Annotated in this window: 15 protein-coding genes; 10 read left to right on the top strand and 5 right to left on the bottom strand. The window is 65.9% G+C overall.

The features are described 5' to 3' along the window. The first annotated feature begins 17 nt into the window (after window positions 1-17). Window positions 18-2,180, top strand: coding sequence for a S9 family peptidase (locus AC6CHY_RS14320; protein ID WP_498227135.1), 2,163 nt, complete (start codon window positions 18-20; stop codon window positions 2,178-2,180). Next, window positions 2,177-3,214, top strand: a complete 1,038-nt coding sequence (locus tag AC6CHY_RS14315) for a GNAT family N-acetyltransferase (RefSeq protein WP_217389319.1) — start codon at window positions 2,177-2,179, stop codon at window positions 3,212-3,214. The genes AC6CHY_RS14320 and AC6CHY_RS14315 overlap by 4 nt, the downstream gene beginning before the upstream one ends. 129 nt (window positions 3,215-3,343) lie before the next feature. On the opposite strand, the gene AC6CHY_RS14310 is transcribed toward AC6CHY_RS14315, so the two are convergent. After that, window positions 3,344-3,703, bottom strand: a complete 360-nt coding sequence (locus AC6CHY_RS14310; protein WP_498227134.1) for a hypothetical protein — start codon at window positions 3,701-3,703, stop codon at window positions 3,344-3,346. Window positions 3,704-3,965: 262 nt separating this feature from the next. On the opposite strand from AC6CHY_RS14310, the gene paaI reads away from it, so the two are divergent. From paaI to AC6CHY_RS14290, 4 genes are all read left to right on the top strand, one after another. After that, entirely contained in the window at window positions 3,966-4,406 is a 441-nt protein-coding gene (gene paaI, locus AC6CHY_RS14305) for a hydroxyphenylacetyl-CoA thioesterase PaaI (RefSeq protein ID WP_217389317.1), read from the top strand. A 48-nt stretch (window positions 4,407-4,454) separates the two neighbouring features. Further along, entirely contained in the window at window positions 4,455-5,774 is a 1,320-nt protein-coding gene (locus tag AC6CHY_RS14300) for an AMP-binding protein (protein WP_217389316.1), read from the top strand. Between the two features lie 105 nt (window positions 5,775-5,879). Then, window positions 5,880-6,497: a TetR/AcrR family transcriptional regulator gene (locus tag AC6CHY_RS14295; protein WP_217389315.1), complete on the top strand. Its 618-nt coding sequence runs from the start codon at window positions 5,880-5,882 to the stop codon at window positions 6,495-6,497. An 88-nt stretch (window positions 6,498-6,585) separates the two neighbouring features. Beyond that, window positions 6,586-7,287, top strand: coding sequence for a nicotinamide mononucleotide transporter (locus AC6CHY_RS14290; RefSeq protein WP_217389314.1), 702 nt, complete (start codon window positions 6,586-6,588; stop codon window positions 7,285-7,287). Between the two features lie 94 nt (window positions 7,288-7,381). Here AC6CHY_RS14290 and AC6CHY_RS14285 read toward each other — a convergent pair whose 3' ends face one another. Then, window positions 7,382-7,960 (bottom strand): GNAT family N-acetyltransferase, encoded by a 579-nt coding sequence (locus AC6CHY_RS14285; RefSeq protein ID WP_217389313.1) that lies wholly within the window; start codon window positions 7,958-7,960, stop codon window positions 7,382-7,384. 283 nt (window positions 7,961-8,243) lie between these two features. On the opposite strand from AC6CHY_RS14285, the gene AC6CHY_RS14280 reads away from it, so the two are divergent. Beyond that, window positions 8,244-9,920 carry a thiamine pyrophosphate-dependent enzyme gene (locus tag AC6CHY_RS14280; RefSeq protein ID WP_217389312.1) on the top strand — a complete coding sequence of 559 codons (1,677 nt, stop codon included), beginning with the start codon at window positions 8,244-8,246 and terminating at the stop codon, window positions 9,918-9,920. 89 nt (window positions 9,921-10,009) lie between these two features. Here AC6CHY_RS14280 and AC6CHY_RS14275 read toward each other — a convergent pair whose 3' ends face one another. Continuing rightward, window positions 10,010-10,774 (bottom strand): SGNH/GDSL hydrolase family protein, encoded by a 765-nt coding sequence (locus tag AC6CHY_RS14275; protein WP_217389311.1) that lies wholly within the window; start codon window positions 10,772-10,774, stop codon window positions 10,010-10,012. 264 nt (window positions 10,775-11,038) lie between these two features. Between AC6CHY_RS14275 and AC6CHY_RS14270 the strand changes: the two genes are divergently transcribed. Genes AC6CHY_RS14270 through AC6CHY_RS14260 form a run of 3 tightly spaced genes read left to right on the top strand, consistent with a single transcriptional unit; the run spans window position 11,039 to window position 13,596 of the window. After that, window positions 11,039-11,443: a hypothetical protein gene (locus tag AC6CHY_RS14270; protein WP_217389310.1), complete on the top strand. Its 405-nt coding sequence runs from the start codon at window positions 11,039-11,041 to the stop codon at window positions 11,441-11,443. Then, window positions 11,436-12,950, top strand: coding sequence for a sensor histidine kinase (locus AC6CHY_RS14265; RefSeq protein ID WP_498227133.1), 1,515 nt, complete (start codon window positions 11,436-11,438; stop codon window positions 12,948-12,950). Before AC6CHY_RS14270 ends, AC6CHY_RS14265 begins: the two co-directional genes overlap by 8 nt. After that, a complete protein-coding gene (locus AC6CHY_RS14260; RefSeq protein WP_217389309.1) occupies window positions 12,928-13,596 on the top strand; it encodes a response regulator transcription factor in 669 nt (222 codons plus the stop codon). Before AC6CHY_RS14265 ends, AC6CHY_RS14260 begins: the two co-directional genes overlap by 23 nt. A gap of 156 nt (window positions 13,597-13,752) precedes the next feature. On the opposite strand, the gene AC6CHY_RS14255 is transcribed toward AC6CHY_RS14260, so the two are convergent. Further along, window positions 13,753-14,643, bottom strand: coding sequence for a hypothetical protein (locus AC6CHY_RS14255; protein WP_498227132.1), 891 nt, complete (start codon window positions 14,641-14,643; stop codon window positions 13,753-13,755). 349 nt (window positions 14,644-14,992) lie between these two features. Next, window positions 14,993-15,484 (bottom strand): ASCH domain-containing protein, encoded by a 492-nt coding sequence (locus AC6CHY_RS14250; RefSeq protein WP_498227174.1) that lies wholly within the window; start codon window positions 15,482-15,484, stop codon window positions 14,993-14,995. Between the last annotated feature and the right edge of the window lie 226 nt (window positions 15,485-15,710).

Here is a 15,710-nt window from a genome sequence, read left to right as displayed (position 1 = left end):
TCGGATTGAATGGAACCATGAGCCACGCCGAGCATGCACCCGCCGCACCGCGGACCGCCAAGGTCCCCACCATTCGCACCCACCACGGGGACGCCTTCACCGACGACTACGAGTGGTTGCGGGACAAGGACAGCCCGGAGGTCCGCGCCCACCTCGAGGCCGAGAACGCCTACGCCGAGGCCCTGACCTCCAGCCAGCAGGCCCTGCGCGAGGAGATCTTCAACGAGATCAAGGCACGCACCGTGGAAACCGACCTCTCGGTCCCCGCCCGCAAGCGCGGCTGGTGGTACTTCACCCGCACGGCCGAAGGCTCCCAGTACGCCATCCACTGCCGCGTGGCCGCCACCGACACCGGGGACCTCGCCGCGGACTGGACCCCGCCGGCCATCGAGGCGGGCGCGGCCATCGAGGGCGAGCAGGTCCTGCTGGACGGCAACCAGGAGGCCGAGGGCAAGCCCTTCTTCTCCCTGGGCGGCATGGCCGTGAGCGAAGACGGCACCCTGCTGGCCTATGCGCAGGACAACGCCGGGGACGAGCGCTTCACCCTGCGCGTCAAGAACCTGGACACCGGCGAACTGCTGCCCGACACCATCGAAAACGTGTTCTACGGGCTGGCATTCTCCCCCGACGGGCGACGGATCTTCTACACCGTGGTCGACGATTCCTGGCGTCCGCACCAGATCAAGGCACACACACTGGGCACCGATCCCGCCGAGGATGCCGTGGTGTTCCACGAAGACGACCCGGGCATGTGGCTGGGCTTCGACCTCTCCGCGGACCGCACCGAGCTGTTGGTCTCCATCGGCAACTCCGAATACTCCGAGACCCTCACCCTTGACTTGCTCGATGAACGGGCCGTCCCGGTCATGCTCATCTCCCGGGAGCACCGCATCCTGCACTCGGCCGACCCCGTCGTTGTCGACGGCGAGCGCGCCTACGTCATCACCCACGACCGCGACGCGCTGAACAACATGGTCTCCCTGCTGCGCGCCGACCAGCTGGCCCTGCCCTACGGTCAGCAGCGCTGGGAAACGGTGCTCGAGCACCGCGACACCGTCAAGGTCGAAGGCACCGCCGCCACCGCCACCCACCTGGTCGTTTCGGTGCGCAAGGACACCACCGAACGCGTCCAGCTCCTGCCGCTGGCCGGACTCGGCACGCCCGGACAACGGGAGGCGGTGGAGCCCGCCTTCGACGAGGAGCTCTACACCTGCTCGCTGGCCAATGCCGAGCTGGAGGCGCCGATGATCCGGCTGTCCTACACATCGGACTTCACCCCGGCACGCGTCTACGACTACACCCTGGCCGACGGCACCCTGTCCCTGCGCAAGCAAACCCAGGTCAATAACTACGACCCGGCCAACTACCGCGCCACCCGCGAATGGGCCACCGCGGCGGACGGCACGCGGATCCCGCTGACCATCCTGCGCCGGGCGGAAATCACCAACGATTCTCCCAACCCGGTACTGGTCTACGGCTACGGCAGCTACGAGATGTCGATGGACCCGGGCTTCGGCATCCCCCGGCTCTCGCTGCTGGACCGCGGCGTCGTCTTCGTCATCGCCCACGTGCGCGGCGGCGGCGAGCTGGGCCGCCAGTGGTACCTGGACGGCAAGAAGCTGGCCAAGAAGAACACCTTCACCGACTTCGTGGATGCCACCAAACATCTGCTGGACACCGGCTGGGCAGATCCCAGGCGCATCGTCGCGATGGGCGGATCGGCCGGCGGCCTGCTCATGGGTGCGGTGGCGAACCTGGCCCCGCAGCTCTACGCCGGCATCGTCGCCCAGGTCCCGTTCGTGGACGCGCTGACCTCCATCCTTGACCCGGAGCTGCCGCTCTCGGCCCTGGAATGGGAGGAATGGGGCAACCCGATCGAGGAGAAGGAGGTCTACGACTACATGAAGTCCTACTCCCCGTACGAAAACGTCTCCGCCCTGCCCTACCCGAGGATCGCCGCGGTCACCTCGCTGAACGACACCCGCGTGCTCTACGTCGAACCCGCCAAGTGGGTGGCAAAACTGCGCGAGGAAACCACCGGCACCGCGCCCATCGTGATGAAGATCGAGATGGACGGCGGGCACGGCGGGGCCTCGGGGCGCTACGAGGGCTGGAAGACCCGCGCCTGGGACTACGCCTTCGCCCTTGACACCCTGGGCCTGAACCCCGCGGGGGCATGAGCACCCCGATAATCCGGTCGGCAGCGGTCCGGGACCTCGGGGACGACCCGCGGTTCCGGGCGCTGCTTACCCTTGCCAGCGAGGCCACCGGCCCGGCACTCGATGACTTGGTCCGGGGAATCGCCGACCTGGAGTTGTTGGTTGCCGTCGACGGACACGGCACCCCCGCGGCACTGGCCGTGTACCGGCGCCTGGATCGCCACGCGGTGGAAATCGAATACCTTGCCGTCGACCCCGGGCTGCGGCGCTCGGGCGTGGCCACCGCGCTGGTGCACCTGGTCAGGGACGCTTCCGCCGCGATGGTCGTGGCCCGCACCGACACCGACGCCGTCGGCTTCTACCGGGCCGCCGGCTTTCGCTGCAGCGACTCCCCGCCCGATCTCCGGTGGCCCGGTCGCCGCCGCCACCTTTGCGTCCTGCCCCACGTGCCCCTGGTACGGGACCCGGAACCTGCCGACGGTGGCGTTGAGTGGATCCACGGGAGTCCCGCCCCGGCGCCGGTGCTGGTTGTCCCGCCGTCGCCGACGTGGCCGCAGGACTTCGAGGAGCTCGCTGCGGCGGTCCGGCACGCCCTGGGACACCGTGCGCTGGCGATCGAGCACCTGGGTTCCACCTCGGTGCCGGGGCTGCCCGCCAAACCAGTCATCGACGTGGTGCTGACCGTCGAGGACCCGGACCGGGAGGGGCGCTATGTGCCGATGCTTGAGGCGGCGGGCTTCATTTTCCGCCTGCGCGAGCCTGGCTGGTATCGCCACAGGCTCCTGGTCGCGGGCCCCGGTTCGGGCCTCCCGGCCGCAAATGTCCATGTCCTGGCCCCGGGCTGCCCGGAGACCGCCCGGATGGCTGCGTTCCGCGACTGGCTGCGAACCCACGAGGCCGATCGGGTCGCCTACGCGCGCATCAAGAGCGAGCAGGCGGCGGCAACCAATGATCGCGGCGGCGGAGCGGGGCTGGTGATGGACTACAACCGGGCCAAGGAACCTTTCATCCTCGCCCTCTACGCCAGGATCTACCAGGACCTGCCGGGCGCCTAGGCGGCCGGTCGCCTCGTCGCCTTCCCTATGCAGGCCTCAGCCGCCCCACCCAGGTCACGGACGTGGAAATGCGCCCCCGGCGCGTGGCCCGGGGACGCATTTGCGTGCGGGGCGACCACCCGCGCGTTCCTACCCGTCCTGGTGCCGCAGCTTGTGCGAGGTGTCGATGCTCGGCTTCATCGCCAGCAGCGTTGCCACCACGGCGACTCCCCCGCCAATCCAGGCGGTCAGTGCCGGCACGTTCGCCCCGGCAAAGGATCCCAGCCCGGGCAGGATGATGGCCACCATCGCGGCCAGGAGCTGTCCCACCTCGATCCCGTAGAGGTTCGGCCCTCCCAGGTTGATCATCCCGACGGCAAACAGCAGTGCCCCGGTGGTGATCAACAGCGGCACGGAATTGCCGATGCTTTCGGACCACAGGGGTGTCAATGCCATGACCAGGCCAACGGCGACCACGGCCCAGTCTTCCCAGCGCTTCCACCTGCGCATCAACGCTCATCTCCCTATGCTTTCGGGCCGGATTCATTTCATACCCCAGTCTGGCCCCGGATTCCGATGGCGAGTAGGGACTTTCGTCCCGCCGTGTCGCTGCCGCAACCCCGGGGGCGTTGGACACATGCATGCGCCGGGACGAAAACATGGCGTCGAAATGTCCCCCGGAAACTCGGGATTCGGAGTCACCCGTCTTGACTTATCTCACATTTCAGGATTACCTAATGATCGTTCGGTAAATAACTGAGAGGTCTCCCCCATGAGCGACACTGGCGTCGATGCACCCCTGATGCATCCCATCCTGAGGAACGATTACGCGGCCAAATGGTTGGGCATTGAGGTGCTGAAGGTGGCAGACGGTCACGCAACCATCTCCATGGAGCTGCGCCAGGAAATGCTCAACGGATTCGGCATCGCCCACGGCGGGATGATTTTCGCCCTTGCCGACACCGCGTTCGCCATGTCGTGCAACCCGCACACCGGGTCCGCGGACACCATCACTGTGGCCTCCGGCGTCGACATCAACTTCCTCAAGCCCGGCATCCCCGGCCGGACCCTCACGGCGGTGGCCAACCGCCGCCAGCAAACCGGGCGCAGCGGGATCTACGACATCCAGGTCCTGCAGAGCGTCCCGGGCGCCGAGGACGAGGTGCTTGCCGAATTCCGCGGCCGCTCGCGCACCATCCCCAAGCGTCCCTGACGCCACCTTTCCCCCATCTCCCCAAAACATCGCACGTAAGGCCACATCATGACCCAGACCTCCACCCGGATCGAACTGCCCAACCCGTTGGATCCCGAAGAAACCATGAGCCGCGACCAGATCGAATCGATCCAGCTCACGCGTCTGCAGGACACGCTCGCCTACGCCTACGACCGGGTTCCGCTGTACAAGGAAAAGTACGATGCGGCGGGCGTGCACCCCAGCGACATGAAGGAGCTGGCGGACCTGGCCAAGTTCCCCTTCACCGAAAAGGAGGACCTGCGCAAGACCTACCCGTTCGGCATGTTCGCCGTCCCGCAGCACGAGGTTGCCCGCATCCATGCCTCCTCCGGCACCACCGGCCGGGCCACCGTGGTCGGCTACACGCAGCAGGACCTGGACGACTGGGCCAAGATGGGCGCGCGCTGCCTGCGCCTCTCGGGCGTGAAGCCCGGCTGGAAGGTCCACAACGCCTACGGCTACGGCCTGTTCACCGGCGGCCTGGGCGCCCACGCCGCCGCCGAGCGCCTCGGCACCACCGTGATCCCGATGTCCGGCGGACAGACGGAGAAGCAGATCACGCTGATCCAGGACTTCGAGCCGGACGCGATCCTCTGCACCCCGACCTACCTGCTGACCATCGGCGACGCCATGCAGCGGGCGGGCCTTGATCCGCGCAAGACCTCACTGAAGGTCGCGGTGCTCGGCGCCGAGCCCTGGACCGAGGAGATGCGCCACGAGCTCGAGGTCATGTTCGACATCGACGCGTGCGACATCTACGGCTTGTCCGAAGTCATGGGCCCGGGCGTCGCCGGCGAGTCCAACCAGACCAAGGACGGCAGCCACATCTGGGAGGACCACTTCCGCCCGGAGATCATCGACGCCTTCGACCCCACCAAGGTCCTGGGCGACGGGGAGCACGGCGAGCTGGTGTTCACCTCGCTGACCAAGCAGGCGCTGCCGATCATCCGCTACCGCACCCACGACCTCACCCGGCTGCTGCCGGGAACCGCACGTCCGGGCCACCGCCGGATGGGCCGCATCACCGGGCGCAGCGACGACATGATCATCCTGCGCGGGGTGAACCTTTTCCCGTCCCAGATCGAGGAGATTGCCCTGCGCATCGACGGCCTTTCCCCGCACTTTCAGCTGGAGATCACCCGTCCCGGGCGCATGGACCAGCTCGCGGTGAAGATCGAGCGCCGCGAGGACTGCACCTCGGACCGCGCCGAGGCGGCGGGCAAGGAACTCGCCAAGCAGATCAAGATCCACGTGGGATCTTCCTGCGCCATCGACGTCGTTGACCCCGGCACCCTGGCCCGGTCCTCGGGCAAGCTGCGCCGCATCTACGACCTGCGCAACAAGTAGGCCCCGGTGCGCCGCGGCCGCAGGGGCCCGACCGCCTCCCCAGCCGCGGCGCACCAATTCCCCCGCCAATTTCCGGACCGACCGTTCGTGAGAGAATGAGGAATCATGACTGCCAGCATTGCCAACTCCTCACCCACCAAGCGCGGACGCCCCGGATACGACCAGGACTCGGTCCTGTCCATCGCGGTGGAAGTCTTCAACAAGCACGGCTACGACGCGACGTCGATGGGCAAGCTCGCGGAAAACCTGGGCATCAGCAAGTCCGCCATTTACCACCATGTGCCCTCCAAGGGCGACCTGCTGCGCCTGGCCCTCGACGAGGCGCTGGTCCCGCTTGAGGCCATCGCCGAGGATGAACGCGCCGTCACCGGAACCGCCGAGGAGCGCCTGAAGTTCTTCCTCCGCTCCACCATCCGGGTGCTGGTCAAGCGCCAGCAATACGTGACCCTGCTGCTGCGGCTGCGCGGGAACACCGAGATCGAGCGCGACGCCCTCGAACGCCGCCGCGCGGTGGACCGCCGCGTCTCGGACCTCGTGGTCGAGGCCCAGCACGAAGGCTCGCTGCGCAGCGACATCGATCCCCGCACCACCACACGCCTGCTTTTCGGCACCATCAACTCGCTGGTCGAGTGGTTCAGGGAAGACGGCAACGTCACCGCCGAGCAGGTCGAGGAGCATGCCATCACCATGATGTTTGATGGGTTACACCACAACGGGAAATAGGGTTGGGCGCGGCAAGTCGCGCTACGATCGGTAGTTGAGGCAACGCACCGCCCCCCACCATTTTCTTTGTGAATAGGCAGTATTCTTCGTGGACGAACTTTTCTACAATCTCTTCTCGCAGGCACCCGGGACCGATTCCGGAACCCAGGTGGCACTCTTTGCCGTCTCGGCACTGCTCAGCTGCATTGCCATGGTGGTGCTGGCCCGGCGCAACGACCTGGGCTGGTGGGCGCAGATCCTGGCCGTCTTTGCCGGGCCGCTGGTCATCGCGCTGCAGTTCGAGGCATCCATGCTCCTGTACGCAGTGCCGGCCATGCTGGCAGCCGCCTTTGGCCTGTGGCGCTTCTCCCGCTTTGACAACTCCGGGCGCTTCGGCCGCAAGGTCATCCAGCGCGGCTTCGGCGCCAAGCCCCTGCTCATCGGGGCGTTGCTGGTGGTTGTCTTCACCGCCCTGCGCATGGGGCGCATGCTGACCTCCGGGTTCATCTTCACCGATGGCACCGCGGCATTGTGGATTTCCTTTGCGGCCGAGGCGGCGCTGATCGTTTCCCTGATCGGCATCGCGTGCGGGTACCGCTGGGCCTGGCTGGCCAGCACCGCCGCGGCCATTGCCTATGTCGCGGTGCTCTTCGGCACGAACCCCGCCCTGGCGCTGCTGGGCGTCACGGTCTTCCAGGCACTGGCCGGCATCTACGGCTGGTTCGCTTGGCGGAACGTGCCCACCGAGCGGGCCGTCACCGAAGGCGAGACGAAGAACGCCAAGTATCCGCCGAGCCCGTACACGGCATAGGCGCGCGAGAGCACCACATGATTTGGCAATGGCCCGGAACCTAGGTTCCGGGCCATTGCCGTTCCCGCGTCATGGCCGGCTACGCCGCGCTCCCCTAAGAGCGGATCTCCAACGACATGACCGACGCAGGCCCGTCGCCGCGCAGCCTGGCGCACGTCTGGACGTCGAATCTCACCGGCATCCCGCGCTCGTCCAGGTAGCGCAGCTTGGCCCGCTCCAGGCCCTCGATGCGGAACCCCGCGTTCCTGGCCACGCCCGCGGAGCCGGGGTTGTCCACCCGGTAGGCAAGCTCCAGGCGGAAGAGCGCCAGCGTGCCAAAACAGTGTTCGGCCAGCGACGCCGTGGCCCGCGAGGCCAGCCCCGACCCACGGGCTTCGGGTGCAACCCAGTAGGAGATCCACGCCGTGTCGTGGCGCCGGTCGATGGCCCCGGCCATCACGTGCCCGACCGCCGTGCCGTCCTTCGCGATGGCGAAGGCCACCGCGGAGTTGTTGTCCGGATCGATCCACGGTGCCACCCAGCGACGTGCCGCCGCCTCGGAATTCACCGGTTCACCGGACTGGCCTGCCATGTCGTCGGCCGCAAAGGCTGCCAGGATCGATTCGATGTCTGCCGCTGAATCGGTCCAGGGCCGAAGATATGGCCCGGAAGCGGAATTTTTGCCGGGAGTCATGGTCCCACCCTAGGCCCGCGGCTGCCACACCCCTGCCCGCCCGGCATCGCCACCCCCAACGCGTGGCGCCGATACCCACTGCCGGTTTTCGGGAGAAAAACAAGACATTGTGATCAACGACCCAATATGACAGAAGCGTTTCGATGCATACTGCTGGCACGTGGCCGACATCATGTACATTTGCTGGAACTTCAGATTTAGTTCGACCCGGCGATGCACAGTGTAGTGCCGCGCCGCGCAAAACCAGTCCCGTCCACCGCGGAGACCACAAGGAGCAATTGCCATGAGCACCCAAACCCTAGAAGCAATCCCCGATGCCCAGGCCACGAAGAAAAAGTCGGCAGGGCACATCATTGTCGACACCCTGGTGGCCCACGGCGTGGAGCGCACCTATGTGATTCCCGGGGAAAGCTACCTCGATGTCTTGGACGGCCTGCACCATTCCCCGATTGAGACCGTTGTCTGCCGCCACGAGGGTGGCGCCGCCTACATGGCCGAGGCCGACGGCAAGATGCACCAGCGTCCGGGCATCGCCATGGTGACCCGCGGCCCGGGTGCGGCCAATGCGCACGTGGGGCTGCACACCGCCTGGCAGGACTCCACCCCGATGGTGCTCTTCGTCGGCCTGATTCCCTTCGCGCACCGCGACCGCGAGGCCTTCCAGGAATTCGACATCAAGGGCTGGTTCGACACCGGCGCCAAGCGCGTCATGGTCCTGGACCACGCCGAACGCGCCTCGGAGATTGTCGCCGAGGCCATGTTCGCCGCCATGAGCGGGCGTCCCGGCCCCGTGGTGGTCGGGCTCCCCGAGGACATCATCCGCGAAATGGTCGAGCCCACCCTGCACCCGGTCATCCCCGTGGCCACCGGCGGCATGACCGTGACCGACTGGAAGGAACTCAAGGCAGCACTCGAGGAATCCTCCAAGCCGCTGTTCGTGCTCGGTGGAAATGACTGGACCCAGGAAGGCGCCACCGCGCTGACCACCTGGCTCGAGGAGCACCACCTGCCGGCCGCCGTCGAATGGCGTTGCGAGGGCAACATCCCCTTCAGCTCCCCCTCCTACGTCGGACCCATCGGATACGGGCGGCCGAAGCCCACCTACGACCTGCTCGAGGAAACCGACCTGCTGATCTTCGTTGGCACCGTTCCTGGCGACGTGATCACCGACGGGTTCCTGGTGCGCCAGGACTGGACCAAGAAAAACTTCCTGGTCACCATCGACCCGTCCCTGCGCGGCCGCTCGGGCCCCGTATCCCACCAAATCGTTGCCAAGCCCGACGTCTTTGTCCGGGACCTGGTCATGATGGACTTCGCCGGCAAGCCCGAGTGGAAGTCCTTCACCGAGCGCATGCGTGGCGAGCAGGAAAAGTTTGCTGCCCTACCCGCAGCGACCCCCGCCGAGGGCCCTGCCCGCATGGACACCATGATGGCCAACCTGGTGGCGGGCCTGCCGCACGACGCCATGATCACCCTGGGCGCCGGCGAACACACCAACTGGGCACACCGCTACTTCCCCACCGAGGAATACGCGTCGATGATTTCGGCCCGCAACGGTTCCATGGGCTACTCGGTGCCCTCGGCCGTTGCAGCGTCGCTGAACTTCCCGGGACGTCGCGTCGTCACCATTGCCGGCGACGGCGAGTTCCTGATGAACGGCCAGGAGCTGGCGACCGCCGCCCAGTACGGCGCCACCCCGCTGGTCATCGTGATGGACAACCAGGAATACGGAACCATCCGCACGCACCAGGAACGCCACTACCCGGAACGCATTTCCGGCACCCAGCTCAAGAACCCCGATTTCGCGTTGATGGCCCAGGCCTTCGGCGGATTCGGAGTCCGCGTGGAAAACGACAGCGAGATCCCGGCCGCCCTTGAGGCTGCGCTGACGGCGATTGACGATGAGGGCAAGTTCGCCCTCATCCACCTGATCGTGGAACAGCGCGTCAAGGCCTACTAGGCCGCTTCCAGACAGCGAACAGCGGAGGCTCGTTTCCGTCCCTCGGGGCAGGACGCGGGTCTCCGCTGTTTTGTGCCGGGCCACCAGGGCTAGGCGGGATCCGGGCGGGGGTCTTTCAGCGCATCCAGCAGGAAAGCCGCCCAGTGCCCATAGCCCTCCACCGACGGATGGAAACGGTCGGCAGCGAAGAAGGCGTCGCCCAGCGGCGGATCGTCGGCGAAGGACACGAAGGCAAGACCCAGTTCCGTGCACACCCGCGCCGACACCGCGTCCAGGCGGCTGGCCCGGCGTTCCAGGAACTCGTTCAACGGCACCGGCAGGGCAGGGAAGAATCTGAAGGGCGGCACCCCGGCAACAACAATTTCCCTGGGCCTGCCCGGATCCAGGAACGCCGCCAGGATCCTGCGCAGGTCCCCGCCCCAATGCGCGGGCGTCCGACCGGCCATGGCGTCATTGGCGCCGGCCACCAAGACAACGATGTCCGGGTCCGGATGCTGGACCCGGACAAGCACCTCGCTGCCGATGCGCTCCAAGGTCGCGCCGTTTGCACCCTGGGCTTCCCACGCCACTGGCCGGTGACGCCGGACCGAGAGTCCCTCCGCCAGCTGGCCGGTCAGTGCAAGTGCGTGGGTCGGAGCGCCCGTTCCGGCAACAGTCGATTCCCCAATGACCAGCAGCCGACAAGGGGTCCCGCCGGTGCCACACGCGTCGGCCAAACCCTTCTTGGGACCTGTGGCCTCCTGCAGCCTCGGAATGGTCTTGACGAGGCGGTGCCCCTGGACCAAAGCGGGCCCCGCCTGGACCACATCCAGCCAACCTCTCCGAATTCTTTCGCTTCCGACAGAAGTGCTCATTGCGATGCCATCCCCTAGCGCTGCATGTTGGCCAACCCGGATACCCAATGCTCCTCAATAACTTGCCGTCCCCCCACTCATCAGGGTCGACCTCCGCATTGCTCCTGTCAACAAGAGGGCCAACTGCAAGAATCCACGGATGCCGGAGGACCCCGCCGGAAACCGGCCGTCCTCTGGCCAAGCACCGGGAATACCTGCCGTGTGCGACCCACCCTTGATCCGCCTCTCATTTGGGTCTCATCATCATCGGCCATACTTGTGGTCATGGGATTGGGAAAAACTGGCAAGATCGTGGCCTGGCTGGCGGTGTTCTTGACCCTGGGGTTGGGGACCTATGTGGTGGCCCTGGGGTTGTCGGCTCCCCCTTCGGTGAACCTGGGACCGGCGATCGACGTCGAGCAGGGCACCGCACCGGCAAGCCCGTCCCCCTCCACCGTGGCACCAAGCACTTCGCCCAAGCCAACCCCAAGCCCCTCCGCGGAATCGTCGCGCCCGCCGGCCAAGCCAACCGTCAAGCCGTCAGTCAAGCCCTCCTCAAAGCCGTCACCGAAGCCGACAGTGTTGCCCAGCAAGTCAGCACCGGTCAAGCCGCTGCCGCCATCGGACGCCGACGACGATGACGATGACGACGATTTTGACGACGACGGTGCGGATGACGACGATGATTAGGATTCCCGAGCTCGCCCAGCAACTGGCAAACGCACCCGAGGGCACCAAATACGCCCGTCGCGGGTTCTCCGTCCGCACCAGGGTCCTGGCCGGAATGCTGGGGCTAATCACCTTGGCCTTCGCCGTCACCGGCACCGTGGTCTATCTCCTGCAGGTGCGGACCATGGATGCCCGCATCGACGACTCGCTCAAGCGCAGTGTCCAGGAATTCCAGGTGCTGGCCGCACGCAGCTCCGAATCGGCGACCACCGCCGAGCCGCTCACCGCCGAGGTCCTGCTCTACGCGGCCATGCAGCAGACCCTGCCGGCACGACACGAAGGCATGCTGAGCATGGTCAACGACAGCGTCCGGTGGACCGCTCCCGAGATCGTGCAAATGCGTCCGGAAAACGACCCGGGGTTCATCGCCTGGGCGGTGAATGAGGCACCGGACGAGCGGGTCATGCTCCAAACGGTGCCCACGGCCCAAGCAACCTACCGCGTGGTGAGCATTCCCCTGACCCTGGCCCAGCCGCAACCGCCGGCCCACTTGTTCCTCGCCTACGATTACACCGCCGAAAGGCAGGCCCTGAACCGCGGCTTCCTGATGTATGTCCTGGTCGGGGTCGTCGTCCTGCTGGTGGCCGGAGCGGCCGGCTGGCTGCTGGTGGGCAGGTTCCTGCGTCCCGTGGCGCTGCTGCGCGACACCGCCCGGAAGATCTCCGAATCGGACTTGTCCAAGCGCATCGAGGTGGTCGGACGCGACGACCTGGCCGAGCTGACGATCACCGTCAACGCCATGCTCGACCGCGTGGAGAACGCCATGGTCTCCCAGCGCCAGCTCCTTGACGACGTGGGCCACGAGCTCAGGACGCCGGTGACCATCGTGCAGGGGCACCTGGAACTCATGAATCCCCTGGACCCCGAGGACGTCAACCAGTCGCGGGACATCGCCCTGGCGGAACTGGACCGGATGTCTTTCCTCATCAACGACCTGGTCACCCTCGCCAACTCCAACGGGGTCGACTTCGTCCAACCCGTGGACACAAACATCGGCACCCTGCTCGATGACCTGCTCGACAAGGCGCGTCCGCTCGGCGACCGCAACTGGCGGATCGGCCATCGCGTGGAGGCAACTGCCAATCTCGATCCGCAACGCGTCACCCAGGCGATGCTGCAGTTGTGCTCCAACGCGGTCAAGTTCTCCGCCGACGGGTCCACGATTACCATGGGAACCAATATCGCAACCGACGCCAGCAACGCCCCGGTGCTGCGTCTCTGGGTACGCGATGAGGGAGTCGGCATCGCCGTTGCCGACCAGGACCGGATATTCGAGCGCTTCGGTCGCGGCAACAATTCCAAACGCACCGAGGGGTCCGGACTGGGACTGAACATTGTCTCGGCCATCGCCGAGGCACACCACGGAAGCGTCGGGGTCAGCTCCGATGTGGGCATCGGCTCAACCTTCGTCATAGAAATCCCCATTGCCCCCGAGAGAGAAGAAGATGAGCCGAATACTGATCATTGAGGATGAGGACCGCATCAGCTCCTTTGTCGCCAAGGGGCTCAAGGCCGCCGGCTTCGCGCCCACGGTGGCCGACACCGGCAAGGAAGGCGGCTATCTGGCCCAGACCGGCGACTTCGAGTTGATCATTCTGGACCTGGGACTTCCCGACGAGGACGGCTTCTCGGTCCTGGGCCGCATCCGCTCCACCAACGTCGACACCCCCGTCATCATCCTCACGGCACGGTCCAGCATCGACGACACCGTGGCGGGGCTCGAGGGTGGCGCGGACGACTACATGGCCAAGCCCTTCCGCTTCGAGGAACTGCTTGCCAGGGTGCGCCTGCGCCTGCGTCCACAGGCCGCGGCGCCCGAGGACCAGGTGATTCGGGTGGGACCGCTGGAACTGGATTCCGGTAGCCGGCGCACGCGGCTCCATGGTCGCGAAATCGACCTCTCGGCCAGGGAATTCGGGTTGGCGGAGGCCTTTATGCGAAACCCCGGGCAAGTGCTCAGCCGCGAGCAGCTGCTCTCCCGGGTCTGGGGCTACGACTTCGACCCGGGTTCCAACGTCGTTGACGTGTATGTGCGGTACCTGCGCAACAAGTTGGGCGCGGAATGGTTCACCACGGTGCGCGGCATGGGGTACCGCTTCGAGGATCCTTCCTGAGCAGGGGATGAGCAACAGGCATGTACAGCTGACGGGCCATCGGTTCCCCAAAATTGCGGACCACGGTCAACGACCGTGGTCCGCAACTTCGCCGCTCCTTGCGGGCGGCCGAAGCGGCCCGGTGCATGACTCGGGGCACCGGGCCGGCATCCTTTCTTACTTGCAGGCAACGTCCACCCAGTAGGTGTGGTCGCCTTCGGTGTGGTCCGCGACGGTGACCGGGACCATTGCGGTTCCGCCCCTGACCCTCGCGGCGCTTCCGTCAGGCGCCGCGACCGCCGTGATGCTGCAGCCGGGCTGGCTGGCCACATGGATCGAATGTGTGCCTTCCTCGGTTGCTTCGAAGTGGGCCTCGTGGAAGGCAAGTACGGCCGGGTTCCATTCGGAGTACTTGATGTTGTGGGCGCCGTTGGTGTCCACCCAGGTGGCAGCGTAGCCGTCCATGGCCACACCGTTCTTCCAGAAGCGCACGTCGATTTCGACGATCATGTCGCTGCGGACCTTGAAATTGTCGGTCTTGCTGTACCGGGGAACGAAGCAGTTCTTGTTGCCGTTTCCGTTGCAGTCCAGCTTGTCAGTCGGGGTCACCCAGACCTTATAGACCCCGCCGTTGTTGGGCGTGTCCGCATAGGGGAACAATTGGACGGTTGCCCCGCCGTCTTCACCATCGAGCCCTGTGGCATGGGCACAGGCACCCGAGGGCGAGGTGTCCTGAATGACGCCGCTGTCGTTCACAGTGAACTGACGACACGCGACCGCGTCGGATGAGAGCAAGACCTTTCCCGAGGGGTCGGTGACTTGGAATGAGTAGGTGCCTGCCGGCAGGCCGGCCGCGTCGTCGGGGGCGTTGATGCCGGGGCCGCCGTTAAGGTAGACATCTTCCTTGGCGTCGTAGATGTTCAGGTTGACGGGAACACCGCTGGCATCCGTGGTGAAAATGGCGCCTGAAAGCTGGGTGCCGGGCGGAGGTGCCGCGGTTGCCGGTGCGACCCACAGCGTCGCGGCTGCGACGAGAATTGCGCTGGGAATGGCGAACATTCTTTTCATGAGATCCCTCTGAATCTACGAGTAGGAAACCGTATCCGGCGCGCAGTTGACGGCTCATACTCCCAGCAAGAACAAGCTTCATCCGGAAACTATTTCGGAAATCACGGATGGACACGCCACGCCTCGGATGCTCGAAGCATACGACTGCGAAAAGCGGAACGGCAACACGTGAACCCACCCCTTAATTACTCGGTGTTTCGCGTGCTTCGAGGGTGCACTCTGTTCGAGGCAACGCCCGCCTCCCCGCATGGATGACCTTTTCGCCGGTGCCGGTGTAGTGGGGTTTTCCGGATGCGATGCTGCGGGTTGGGTCTTCTCCGAATCGGACGACCGCCCGCTCGATTCTCGACTAAACGGGAAAAGCCGCATCCTGGGATCCGGGCGTTTCGCCGGCATGCTCCGGCGGCCACACGAGCAAGAAACGTTCGAAGACGATCGCGCAGTCTTCGCTCCAGGTCCGGCCGCGTGCGGCTTCGCCACGCAGCCAGTATTTGCGGTGTTCGGTTCTCCAGCTTTCCAGTGACCTGTCGCCCTCCCCCTCGTCTCGGGCGAAGTCCGCGTCGGCACTGGCAAAGGTCCCCAACCGAAGCTCCACGCTCTTCAGGACGACCTTCGGGTTTCCGTCCCCGTCGCAGGCTATCCAATGCGAACCCACGCGCGGAAGTGCCATGCCGTCATCCATGAATTCCCGAGCCAGCGTCGAGGTGGCTCGTTTGTGGCCGTGGATCACTTCGTGTAGCAGTGCATCGGCCAGCACCGCGGAATCCCCGAAGCGCTCGACCGAGTATTCAGGGCAGAGGTTCACCGCGTCCGGGTAGGCAGTCGAATACTCGGCCCACATCCGGGCCGCGGCTTCCAGGTCCAACGATCGGTTGTTGACGTCTTCTGCTTTCACAGGAATAGCATGCCACGGTTATTCCACGTTAGTGGTCCACATGACCGGGTTCGGGACGGAGTGGCAGTTGAGGGTAGAGGTCCGGGAACACCCCGGCGGCTGGTGCCTGTTTCTGAACGGGCACCAGCCGCCGGGAGTCACTCGGGAGCGCTAGGCTGCGCTGGCCGCCGAT

This window comes from Paeniglutamicibacter sp. GQ140 (assembly GCF_059759235.1).
This window is presented reverse-complemented; position numbering and strand designations above follow the sequence as displayed.

What these genes read in the sequence shown, in the direction of transcription:
- AC6CHY_RS14295 (WP_217389315.1), top strand. Translation starts at nt 5,880, where the DNA reads ATGACTGCCAGCATTGCCAACTCCTCACCCACCAAGCGCGGACGCCCC.
- AC6CHY_RS14310 (WP_498227134.1), bottom strand. Translation starts at nt 3,703, where the DNA reads ATGCGCAGGTGGAAGCGCTGGGAAGACTGGGCCGTGGTCGCCGTTGGC.
- AC6CHY_RS14255 (WP_498227132.1), bottom strand. Translation starts at nt 14,643, where the DNA reads ATGAAAAGAATGTTCGCCATTCCCAGCGCAATTCTCGTCGCAGCCGCG.
- AC6CHY_RS14270 (WP_217389310.1), top strand. Translation starts at nt 11,039, where the DNA reads ATGGGATTGGGAAAAACTGGCAAGATCGTGGCCTGGCTGGCGGTGTTC.
- AC6CHY_RS14275 (WP_217389311.1), bottom strand. Translation starts at nt 10,774, where the DNA reads ATGAGCACTTCTGTCGGAAGCGAAAGAATTCGGAGAGGTTGGCTGGAT.
- paaI (WP_217389317.1), top strand. Translation starts at nt 3,966, where the DNA reads ATGAGCGACACTGGCGTCGATGCACCCCTGATGCATCCCATCCTGAGG.
- AC6CHY_RS14285 (WP_217389313.1), bottom strand. Translation starts at nt 7,960, where the DNA reads ATGACTCCCGGCAAAAATTCCGCTTCCGGGCCATATCTTCGGCCCTGG.
- AC6CHY_RS14250 (WP_498227174.1), bottom strand. Translation starts at nt 15,484, where the DNA reads ATGTGGGCCGAGTATTCGACTGCCTACCCGGACGCGGTGAACCTCTGC.
- AC6CHY_RS14320 (WP_498227135.1), top strand. Translation starts at nt 18, where the DNA reads ATGAGCCACGCCGAGCATGCACCCGCCGCACCGCGGACCGCCAAGGTC.
- AC6CHY_RS14260 (WP_217389309.1), top strand. Translation starts at nt 12,928, where the DNA reads ATGAGCCGAATACTGATCATTGAGGATGAGGACCGCATCAGCTCCTTT.
- AC6CHY_RS14300 (WP_217389316.1), top strand. Translation starts at nt 4,455, where the DNA reads ATGACCCAGACCTCCACCCGGATCGAACTGCCCAACCCGTTGGATCCC.
- AC6CHY_RS14315 (WP_217389319.1), top strand. Translation starts at nt 2,177, where the DNA reads ATGAGCACCCCGATAATCCGGTCGGCAGCGGTCCGGGACCTCGGGGAC.
- AC6CHY_RS14265 (WP_498227133.1), top strand. Translation starts at nt 11,436, where the DNA reads ATGATTAGGATTCCCGAGCTCGCCCAGCAACTGGCAAACGCACCCGAG.
- AC6CHY_RS14280 (WP_217389312.1), top strand. Translation starts at nt 8,244, where the DNA reads ATGAGCACCCAAACCCTAGAAGCAATCCCCGATGCCCAGGCCACGAAG.